This is a genomic window from Micromonospora sp. CPCC 206061 (genome assembly GCF_036906915.1).
Taxonomy (GTDB): domain Bacteria; phylum Actinomycetota; class Actinomycetes; order Mycobacteriales; family Micromonosporaceae; genus Phytohabitans.
Map to the genome: position 1 here is coordinate 16,871 of NZ_JBAKHX010000095.1, position 10,804 is coordinate 27,674.

At 72.5% G+C, this 10,804-nt stretch carries 8 protein-coding genes; 4 read left to right on the forward strand and 4 right to left on the reverse strand.

The features are described 5' to 3' along the window. The first annotated feature begins 11 nt into the window (after window positions 1–11). Window positions 12–1,292: a S8 family serine peptidase gene (locus tag V6V89_RS36085; RefSeq protein ID WP_334624135.1), complete on the forward strand. Its 1,281-nt coding sequence runs from the start codon at window positions 12–14 to the stop codon at window positions 1,290–1,292. A 56-nt stretch (window positions 1,293–1,348) separates the two neighbouring features. Here the strand turns inward: V6V89_RS36085 and V6V89_RS36090 are convergent, their stop codons facing one another. The 4 genes from V6V89_RS36090 to eccD form a co-directional block, all read right to left on the reverse strand. Continuing rightward, complete coding sequence (locus V6V89_RS36090) at window positions 1,349–1,636, reverse strand: WXG100 family type VII secretion target (protein WP_334624136.1); 288 nt, start codon at window positions 1,634–1,636, stop codon at window positions 1,349–1,351. Window positions 1,637–1,645: 9 nt separating this feature from the next. Next, window positions 1,646–2,017 carry a hypothetical protein gene (locus V6V89_RS36095; RefSeq protein ID WP_334624137.1) on the reverse strand — a complete coding sequence of 124 codons (372 nt, stop codon included), beginning with the start codon at window positions 2,015–2,017 and terminating at the stop codon, window positions 1,646–1,648. Window positions 2,018–2,169: 152 nt separating this feature from the next. Beyond that, window positions 2,170–3,603 carry a type VII secretion protein EccB gene (gene eccB / locus V6V89_RS36100; protein WP_334624138.1) on the reverse strand — a complete coding sequence of 478 codons (1,434 nt, stop codon included), beginning with the start codon at window positions 3,601–3,603 and terminating at the stop codon, window positions 2,170–2,172. Between the two features lie 167 nt (window positions 3,604–3,770). After that, window positions 3,771–5,156 carry a type VII secretion integral membrane protein EccD gene (gene eccD, locus V6V89_RS36105; RefSeq protein ID WP_334624139.1) on the reverse strand — a complete coding sequence of 462 codons (1,386 nt, stop codon included), beginning with the start codon at window positions 5,154–5,156 and terminating at the stop codon, window positions 3,771–3,773. 78 nt (window positions 5,157–5,234) lie between these two features. Between eccD and eccCa the strand changes: the two genes are divergently transcribed. From eccCa to V6V89_RS36120, 3 genes are all read left to right on the forward strand, one after another. Next, window positions 5,235–9,209: a type VII secretion protein EccCa gene (gene eccCa, locus V6V89_RS36110; RefSeq protein ID WP_334624140.1), complete on the forward strand. Its 3,975-nt coding sequence runs from the start codon at window positions 5,235–5,237 to the stop codon at window positions 9,207–9,209. Between the two features lie 38 nt (window positions 9,210–9,247). Then, window positions 9,248–9,994, forward strand: coding sequence for a hypothetical protein (locus V6V89_RS36115; RefSeq protein ID WP_334624141.1), 747 nt, complete (start codon window positions 9,248–9,250; stop codon window positions 9,992–9,994). 65 nt (window positions 9,995–10,059) lie between these two features. Then, window positions 10,060–10,804: hypothetical protein (locus tag V6V89_RS36120; protein ID WP_334624142.1), on the forward strand; the 745-nt coding region annotated here is incomplete at its 3' end.

Here is a 10,804-nt window from a genome sequence, read left to right on the forward strand (position 1 = left end):
ACGGAGGAACGATGTCCCGCGTTCGACGGCTCTTTCCCTTGCCAGCACTGTTGTTCACCATCGCCGGTGTCGTCGTCACGCCGTCCGGGGCGCTCGCCGCGGCGGAGTGCACGACCGATCCACGGCCGGGTCAGATGGTGTCCCAGGTGCCGGTCGAGCAGCTCATACTTGCCGCACGCCGGGTCTGGCCGACGACGACCGGCCGGCAGGTGACCGTCGCCGTGCTCGATACCGGTGTGGACGGTCGCCATCCCCAACTGCGCGGCGCTCTGCGGCGGGGCTGGGACTTCGTGGCGCAGGAGCCGGGCGGCACGGTGGACTGTGCGGGGCATGGCACGGCGGTCGCGGGCCTGGTGGGGGCGCGTCCGGCGGACGGTGTGGGGTTCTCCGGCATCGCGCCCGGCGTGACCGTCCTACCGGTACGGATCGCGGACCGCCTGGCCACCGGGGATCGCGTCCTCCCGGGGGTGCTGGCCGTCGCGATCCGGTGGGCGGCCGCCCAGGGCGCCAGCGTCATCACCGTACCGGTGGTCGCCGACCGGCCCACCGCGGCACTGCGCGCCGCTGTGGAGTACGCGCAGGCGCGCGACGCGCTCGTGGTCGCCGCCGCCGGCACCAGGGCCAGTGAGCTGACCACCGACCCAACCGTCCCCGACCAGCCCAGCTATCCGGCGGCGTACCCCGGCGTGCTCGGCGTGGGCGCGGTGGACGCGGCGGGTGTCCGGGTGAACAACTCCCCGGTCGGCTCCCATGTGGACATCGTGGCGCCCGGCTCCAACGTGCTGACCACGGCTCCGGCGCGCGGTCACACCGCACTGTCCGGCACCGCCATGGCGGCTCCAGCGGTCGCCGCCACCGCCGCCCTGGTGCGGGCGGCCCATCCGAAGCTGAGCGCGGTCGAGGTGGCGCAACGCCTGGTGGCCACCGCCAACCCGGTCGCCGGTGGCTCGGGCAGCGTGGCGTACGGGGGCGGCATGGTCGACCCATACCGTGCGGTCACCGAGGTGCTGCACGGCGGCGCCCCGCGGGTCCAGCCCGGGATGCCGGTACGGGACATTGACGAAGAGGCCCTGCGCCGTGACGCGCGGTGGCGTTCGCTCGCCGCCGCGGCGGTCGCGATCGCCGCGGCCATCGGCCTGGTGCTGCTCGGCTGCGCCGCCGTCCTGCTAGTTCACCGGCGGATGCGCCGCGGCCCCGAGCCGGCACCGTCCACTGTCGACGAGCACGGCGACGACGTCGAGCTCGCCGAGCTCTACTTCACCCCACCGAAACCGCCCCAACACCGCACGTGATCAGGGCGTCTCTCGGGTCGCTCCTACGACTTGAGGGACGCCCTGATCACGGTGGGTCATACCGCGAAGCGGTTAGTGTTGGCCGTCTCGGCAATCTGAGCCAGCTCGTTCGCCGTGACGACGCCGTCCTTGACAGCGTTCACGAACACGCCGACGTCCTCGCCGACGCCGCGCCAGATCGTCTGGAGCTGGTAGTACGCGTCACGCGCGCTGCCCTCCCAGACGCTCACCATCGGAGCGCAGGCGGCCTCCAGGTCGGCGATGTCGGCCATGAGCTTGGTGCGCGTCGCCTCGAGGGACTGCGCGCCGGCGTCGAGCGCGCCGAAGTTGTATGCGGTCCGCACAGTTACCTCCTACGCTCCGGCCCAGTTGAGCGCGGCGCGGGCCTGCCCGCCCTGCGCTCCCGAGCGCGACACCGCCTGCTCCGCTTCCAGGTCCTTGCCCGTGTACTCCTGAACCGACTCGCTGACCCTGTTGCACAGCTCGTTGAGGGCGTTGTTGAGGGCGGTCATGTCGCTCTTCAGCAGCCCGTGCACGCCGTCCTGGTCGCTCTTGCCGAAGGCGTTGCTGGCCGCGCCCGCGAAGGTCGCGTCGTTGAGCTCGGCCGTGATCTGGTTGCTCATCGTCGTGGCCGTGGCCCTGAGCTGCTCGACGACGCCAAAGATGCGGACACCGGCGTCGTACATCGTCTGGGTATCGGTTACGTACCCATTTCCTGCTGGCATGGCCTTTTCCCACCTCCCGAGGGGGGAACTGCTGTTAGTGGACAGTCAGGCGCGAAGATCTGATCGAAGGATACCGAGCCGCACCGCGCCGCGAAAGATCTCAACATCATCCACACCGTCGGCGTTAGGAAATGTCGGTGAGGCAAGGCTTTTCAGCCGAGGACCGGGCGGCGGGCGGCGACCGGGTCGAGCGGCGGTCCTTCCGGCATCCGAGCCACCACGGCGGCCGGCAGCCGCACCGGTGATATCGCACCGAAGCCGAGATAGCCCTGCACCTCGGGATCCGACATGGCGTGCCGGACGCCCAGGTCGGTGACCAGGTAACGGGTGCCGCTCGGCGCCTCGGCGGACGGCATCGCCTCCACAATGGCCGCCCAGCCCGGGGCCACGGCGATGCGATCGGCCAGCGGGACGCCCTGCGCCGTCCGGCGCGCCGAGGCGGCGCCCACAACGAGCTGGCCGGCGGGCGTGTCGACCACGAGCCGGGGCGGGTTCGCCGCGTCGCGGAACTCCGCGCAGATCGCCGACGTCGCGGCGCTGGCCGAAAACGGTGCGACGATGCGGGGTGCCGTCGCGGGCAGCGCCTCGGCGCCCACCGCCGGCAGGGACAGTTTCGCGGCCGCGGCCGCGTCGGCCGGACTCAGCTCCAGGCCGCGCGGGGGCTGACCGGGGTACGCGGCGCGGGTGGCCGGGTCGGCGAGCAGCAGGTTGGCCTCCACCTCGGTGACCACGGCCAGGCGGGCGGCGTCGGCCACCAGGAAGTACTGCCGGCCGGCGCCGGCGCTGTCCACAAAGTACACCTGGCCGATCCGGGCGCCGGCGACCGCGGTGGACGCCGCGCCTCGCTTGTCGACGCGACGCGCGGCCAGCGGCTCACCCGCCGGCAGCGCGTCGAGCAGGGCCGCGCTGACCGGGGTACGCGGCTGGCGCTCCAAACCGAGGGCGGTGAAGACGACCTGCTGGTCGGCGATGGCGTACCGCCGCTGGTGCCAGATCAGGAAGAACCCGCCGCCGTCCACGTCCTGCGCCAGCAGCGCGTCGTCGCCCAGGTCACGGCCGACCTGGGCGCCGCGCCCGACCAGCAGCGAGGTCACTGCCGAGGCGCGGCCGCTGGCGTCGCGCGCCGGCTGCGCGCAGATGGTCCACGGCGCGCCCAGCACCCGGCCCCGCGGCGGGACCGCGTCGGGTGCGCCGGGGATACCCAGCACCGGCCCGCGCGGCACGCCCAGCATGGACTTGGCGGACACCCGTACCGTCCGGGCGTCGCTCTCCTGTGCCAGCAACGCCGAGGTGAAGTTGGCCATCGGGTAGAGCACGCCTTGCCGGAACACGAACCGGGTGCCGGTTTCCTTCTCCACGATGATGGACTGGCCGTCCCGCCAGTTGCGGTTGCCACCGGGGCGGATCAGGGCGTAGACGCCCACCGCAGCCAGCGCCAGGACCGCCACCATCACGCCACCCAGCCCGGCCGCGAAGAGCCGGCGCCCGGCCGGCTGCACCGGGTCGGTGTCGTGATGGGCGAAGGCGGAGACGACTCGCTGCATCATGAACTGGTACGACTGCAACTGGTCGCGGCGCGTCGGCATGGCGAGGCCCTATGCCGAAGTGGTGGCCGGAGCGAGGCGGAGTCCAGACGTCGGCTGGGGCCGCGCCGGGCGCGCCCGGATACCGGTGTTGTATCCGGCCGCGATCGGCGTGGTTCCAGGCGGCGTCTGGGCCCGCCGCAGCCCGGTCATCCACTTCGGCATAGGGCCTACCCTGCCACGCCTCGCATCACGCCGTACAGTCCCAGTACCGCACAGGCGATCGGAACCACGCTGAGGATCAGCACGATCTCCCCGATCTCGGCGATCCGTCCCAGGTAGACGGAGGGGCGGCGGCTTCGGTACCGGACGCCGATGGCGAGCACGGCGAAGGCCAGGCCGGCCAGCGCCGGCACGGCCCACAGTGGACCGCCCCCGGCCAGGTCGTCCGCGTATCCGACGGCCAGCACCGCCAGCCCGGTCAGGCCGCAGGTCAGCAGCGGCAGCCGGTGCCGCAGCGTCGGGAAGAGCCGCGACCGCACCAGGTAGCCGACGCTCACCACGGCGATGAGCAGCGGCGCCGAGCCGCCGGCGGTGCCCAGGATGACCAGGCCGATCCCGGCGACCGTCGCGACGCCCAGCAACAGGCCGGTGAGCATCACGTCGGCGCGCGCGACGGCGGCGAAGGTGGCGCCGGCGGTCGGTGCCGGCTCGTCCTTGACCAGGTCAGCGGCGGAGCGCGGCAGGGTGGGCAGCGGCAACCGGCCCAGCCGGGCGGCCATCACCGGCCCCGCGGGCAGCAGTACCAGTAGCACCGCCTCGACCGCCGCGGCCGCGCGTACCGCGTCGAGTGAGCCGAGCGCGACGGCGGCCGCGCTCGCTCCGGCGACCGCCGCCACCGCGGCGGCCGTGAAAAGCCAGCGGTGCTCGGTCGCGGCGAACTGGCCGGCAACGGCGGCGACCAGCAGGAACGCGCAGCCGGTCAGCGTGTGCGGGGCGCCCAGCCCGAAGAGCGGGGCGTCGCCGCCGAGCAGCAGCAGGCCACCCGCGAACGCCGCGGGCAGGCCCAGCGCGCACAGCGTGAAGCCCGCCGCGGCCTCGCCGACCGCGACGGTCAACAGCGCCCCGACGCCCAGGCAGAGCGCGGCCAGGCCGAGGCAGAGGAAGGCCGGCACCGTCCAATTCGGACCGCTGACCAGGCACACCGCCAGCGCGGCGGCGACCAGCCCGCCAGCGGCGGCGACGCCGGCCCAGCGGCTGACCCGCCCGTCCCAGAGCACGCCGCCCTGCCGGGCACCGGCCGCGATGGCCTCCACCACGTCGTCGTACTCGGGCTCCGGCCAGTCGGTGTGCGCCCGCACCAGATGCAGCAGTTCGCCGTCGCGGACGCCTTGCGCGACGGCGCTGCGACCCACGTCGAGCAGCGTGCCGTCGGCGCGGCGCAGGATCCAGCCGCCCTGCTCGCCGGCCGAGTCGACGGCATCCTCCCCGGCATGCGAAAGCAGCGCCGGCAGCAGCGCGGCCAGCACGAGATGCTCCGGAAGCGCCAGGTCGAGCCGGCGTTTCGGCGCGACGACGACGACCCGCGCCAGGCCGATATCCGAGTCAACCGTCATGCCGACCGCCTTCCCTCGCTGTAGGCGTCTGTCTATCATGGCCCGCAATCGTCGTGATCTAGAGATGGGGAAATCAGAGTGAGCACAACGGCGCTGCGCCGTCCACCTCGCTCGCCCGCGCCGCAGTACCCGACCGGCGAGGTGCTGCTCGATCCCCCGCCGCAGATCCCCGCGCCAGGCGGCCGGCGCTGGGCGCAGATGATGATGCTGTTGCCGATGATGGCCGGCTCGGTGGCGATGGCGCTGATGTTCGCCGGCAACTCGCGCAGCACGCTGGCGTACGTGGCCGGCGGCCTGTTTGGGCTCTCCGCGCTCGGCATGATCGTCGCGTCGATGGGCATGTCCTCCGGCGGCTCGAACAAGCAGGAAATGCTGGCCGCGCGCCGGGAGTACATGCGCCATCTGGCGGAGCGGCGCCGGACCGTGCGCCGTATCGTCGGCCGGCAGCGGGCCGCGCAGGTGCACCAGCATCCGGCGCCGGACGGGCTCTGGTCGGTGGCGGCGAGTCCCCGGTTGTGGGAACGGCGGCCCGGCGACCCGGACTTCGCCACCGCCCGGATCGGCCTGGGCCCGGCCGAGCTGGCCACGCCGCTGATCCCGCCGGACACGCAGCCCATCGAGGAACTGGACCCCATGTGCGCGGTGGGTCTTCGCCGGTTCCTGCTCACGTACGCGGTGGTGCCGGACCTGCCAGTCGTGATGGCGCTGGACGGCTTCGCCCGCGTGTACGTCCGGGGCGCCACGGACCGGACCAGGGCTCTGGTGCGAGCACTCATGGCCCACACCGCGACCTTCCACGCCCCGGACGACGTGCTGATGGCCGTCTGCGTCGCCGACGACCGGCGGCACCACTGGGAATGGGTGAAGTGGCTGCCCCACGCCCTCCATCCCCGGCGCACCGACGCGCTCGGCGCGGTGCGCCTGGTGTCCGCGACCGTCACCGGCCTGGAGGCCATGTTGGACACGCTCGTGGCCGGCCGGAGCCGTTTCGGCGAACGGCTCCACGGGTCGCCCGGCCCCAGCCCGCACCTGCTGGTCGTGGTCGACGGGGGTACGGTCACCGGCTCGGACCACCTGTTGATTGAGGACGGTCTGGACGGCGCGACGGTGGTGCTGCTGGACACCGCCCCGCCGCGCCAGCTCGACCGGCACACCCTGGTGCTCGACGTGGACGATGACGGCACGCTGCGTACGACCACGTTCGACGGTGCCGCCGAGGCGGGTCGCGCCGACGCGCTGCGGCCGAAGGTGGCCGAGGCGCTGGCCCGGCAGATCTCGCGGTTCCGGCTGCCGACCACCGGGCGCTCGGAGCGGCGCATGTCCACCGACGTGGGCCTGGCCGACCTGCTCGACCTGGGAGATCCGTACGACTTCGACCCCGCCCGAACGTGGGTGGTGCGGCCTAACCGGGACCGGCTGCGGGTGCCGATCGGCGTGGGCCCCGACGGTACGCCGCTGGAGCTGGACCTGAAGGAGTCGGCGCAGGACGGTATGGGCCCGCATGGCCTGCTCATCGGCGCGACCGGCTCGGGCAAGTCGGAGCTGCTGCGCACGCTGGTGCTGGCCCTGGCCGCCACGCACGACCCGGAGCTGCTCAACTTCGTCCTGGTCGACTTCAAGGGTGGTGCCACGTTCACCCGCCTGGACGCGCTGCCGCACACCAGCGCGGTCATCACCAACCTGGTCGACGAGTTGCCGCTGGTCGACCGCATGACCGAGGCGCTCAACGGCGAGCTCCTGCGCCGGCAGGAACTTCTGCGCAGCGCCGGCAACTTCGCCTCGCAACGCGACTACGAGCGGGCACGGGCCAGCGGCGCCGCTCTCGCCCCGCTGCCCAGCCTGCTCATCGTCTGCGACGAGTTCTCCGAGCTGCTGAGCGCCAAGCCCGACTTCGTCGACATGTTCGTCCAGATAGGACGTGTCGGCCGTTCACTCGGCGTACACCTGCTGCTCGCCTCGCAGCGATTGGAAGAGGGCAGGCTGCGCGGGTTGGACACCCACCTGTCGTACCGGATCGGCCTGCGAACGTTCTCGGCGGTGGAGAGCCGGATCGTGCTGGGCGACGCCGCCGCGTACGAGCTGCCCCGCTCCCCCGGGCACGGCTACCTGCGCTTCGCCACCGAGCCGCTGCGCCGGTTCCGGGCCGCGTACGTCTCGGGGGTGCACCGCCGGGCGGACGGCTCCGACGTCACCGCGGTCGACGCCGACCGGGTGCTCTTCTACACCACGCAGTACGTCGCCCAGGTCGCCGAGCCGGATCCGGCCACGCAGCGGGTCGACGAGGAGGCGCAGGGTGAGAGCCTGCTGGACATCCTGGTGGAGCGGATGCGTGGCCGAGGCGTACCGGCGCACCAGGTGTGGCTGCCGCCGTTGAGGGATCCGTCCGCCCTGGACGCCCTGCTCCCGCCGCTGCGCGTCGATCCGGCGCGCGGCCTGACGACCGGCGACCCGGCCCTGCACGGCGCGCTGCGGGCGCTGGCCGGCGTGGTGGACCGCCCGCTGCAGCAGCGCCGCGACCCGCTGTGGCTGGACCTGTCCGGCGGCACCGGGCACCTGGTTGTCGTTGGCGCGCCGCAGAGCGGCAAGAGCATGCTGCTGCGCAGCGTCATCGCCAGCCTGGCGCTCGCCAGCACCCCGGGCGAGGTGCAGTTCTACGCCCTCGACTTCGGCGGTGGCGGGCTCCTCGGCCTGCGCGACCTGCCGCACGTGGGCGGCGTCGCGACCCGGCTGGAGACGGGCGAGGTGCGCCGCACGGTCGCCGAGGTGAACCAGCTGCTCATCGAGCGGGAACGGACCTTCGCCCAGTACGGTGTGGACTCGATGGCCACGTACCGGCGGCTGCGGGCCGAAGGCAAGGTCGTCGACGGCGATTTTCTCGGCAAGCACAGTGGTGACGTGTTCCTGGTCGTCGACGGCTGGAGCACGCTGCGCGCCGAGTTCGAGGAGTTGGAGGCCGCGGTGACCGCCATCGGCAACCGCGGCTTGTCGTACGGGATCCACCTGATCGCCGCCGCGACGCGCTGGATGGACCTGCGCATGGCCGTGCGCGACATCTTCGGCACCCGCCTGGAGCTGCGCCTGGGCGAGCCCGGCGACTCCATGCTGGATCGGCGCACCGCGATGAACGTGCCGGAGAAGATGCCCGGCCGCGGCATCACCGCCGAGAAGCTGCACTTCCTGGCCGCGCTGCCGCGGATCGACGGCCGCGGCGACGCGGAGACCGCCAGCGCCGGCCTGGCGGCGCTGGTCCGCCACGTCGCCGAGGCGTGGACCGGCCCGGCGGCGCCGCGGGTCCGGCTGCTGCCCGCGATGCTGGACGCGGCCGAGCTGCCGGCCGAGGCGGACGAGCCGGGCCTGCCCATCGGCATCGCCGAGGCCGACCTGCGCCCGGTGACGGTCGACTTCGACTCCTATCCGCACTTCATCGCGTACGGTGAGTCAGGATCCGGCAAGAGCGCTCTGCTGCGGCTGCTGGCTCGCTCTATTGTGGAGCGCTATACGCCGGACGAGGCTCGGGTCATCATGGTGGACTACCGGCGGGCGCTGCTCGGCGCGATCGGCGGCCGGCACCTCATCGGCTACGCGACCACCGCGGAACTGGCCCGCCGCATGATGGACGAGGTCGTCGACGTGCTGCGCGAGCGCATCCCCGGCCCGGACGTCACGCCCGAGCAGCTGCGCGAGGGCGCCTGGTGGCAAGGGCCGCACCTCTACATCCTCGTGGACGACTACGACCTGGTCGCCGGAGCGCAACAGAACCCGCTCTCGCCGCTGCTGGACTTCCTGAGCCAGGCCGCCGACATCGGCCTGCACCTGGTGCTCGTGCGGCGCTCCGGTGGCGCGGGCCGGACCTCGTACGAGCCGGTCATGCTGCGGTTGCGCGAGTTGGGCTCGCCCGGCATGCTGATGTCCGGCAACCGGGACGAGGGGCCGTTGCTGGGCAACCTCCGCCCGTCCCCGTTGCCGCCCGGGCGGGGCTGGCTGGTCGACCGCCAGCACGGCGCGCGATTGGTCCAAATTGGCTGGACGCCGCCGGAAGGCCAGACGGCATAGGCTCTGTCGCCTTCCCAGGCGAGCACGTAAGATCCATAATGACCCGACGGCCCGCACTGGACGATGTGGAGTCCGAGATGGCGACAGACGGCTTTGACGTCGAGCTCGACGACCTGAGCACCTTCAACACCAACGTTCAACGGGTGGGCGAGGACTTCCGCGACACCGGCATGCAGGCCCACGCCGCGCTTGCGGAGTTCGCCGCGGCCTCAAATCTCGCCAGCACGGGCGTCCTGCCCGACCTGGGTCTGCTCTCCAACAGGCACATGACCGAGCACCTCTACGCCGGCCAGGTGCTCCAGGAGACATTCCTGGGCCTGACCACGCTGGCGATGGGCGCGAACGTCATCCGCACCAGCTACGGCACCGCCGACGGTCACGGCGCCGACGCCCTGCTGCGCCTCGACGGCGCGGTGGTGGACAAGATGTTCGCCCCGCCGAAGAAGGGCGAGGAGGTCGTCGGCGGTGGCGCGTCGAAGAAGGCCACCGGCGAGGTGCAGAAGGAGATCGAGGAGTTCCTCGAGCAGCAGAGCAAGGAAAACGTCGACGGCCTCAACGGCCAGGTCGACGGCCGTTCGGGTTACTGGATCGACCCGTACGACGGGTCTGTCGTCGTCACTGTCCCGGACCAGGGCGGCCTCCCGGAAACCGTCTACGAGTCGCCGCAGGAAGACGAGCTCGGTCCCGACCTGCCCCACATCGACAAGTACAACGACGACGCCCGCTGGGAAGAGTCCTCCGACATCCGGCGACGGTTGTTCGACGCGCCCGGTGGCGAGGGTTAGGCATCGCCGCGACACCCCTGACGCCCATCTCCTGACCAGTACCCCAGCCACGACGGAGGCCACCGATGGCGGACCGCAGCCTCGACGGCTTGACCATCGAGCTGTTGTGGGCCGACGTCCGGATCCTCAACGACGAGGCTGTGCAGGAGATGGCGCACATGTGGCGGCTGCTGGGCGAGAAGTTCCTGGACGCCAGCCAGCGCCTGCACGACCAGCGGACCACGCTGGGGCAGACCTGGCTGGGCGAGGCGTCCGATGCGTTCGCCACGCACGCCGCGACGTCTTCGCTGTCCATGTACGAGGCGTCGAGCACCGCCCTGGCCAACTCGGGCAGCCTGCAAATGGTCGCCCTGGCCATCGGCCAGGCGCAGCGTGAGATGGCGGCGCTCTGGTCCGAGTACCAGGCCACCCGCACCGAAATCGAAACCGACAACCCCCGCCAGGTCAAGGACGGCGAACCGGGCGGATTCGGCGAGGCCCTCGCGCGGCTGTTCGGGGCGCAGAGCCCCGAACAGAAGCGGACCACCGCGCTCATGGAGGCGCGGGAGGAGTACAGCCGCCGCGCTCGCGCGATCGTCAGGCCGATGTTGGACCTGGCCGCCGAGACGGAGATCATCCGGCTACCGACCTTCGCCGGTCCCAAGAGCGGCATGCCCAACATGGCGGAGGTCCCGTTCTTCGCCCCGCCCTCTGTCGCTGCCCCGCCACCACCGCCTCCGCCGGGCGCGCCCGGCGCAGCCGCGCCACCGCCACCACCGCCCGGCACACCCGGCGGCGCGCCGCCACCCCCGCCTCCAGCGGCCCCGCCCG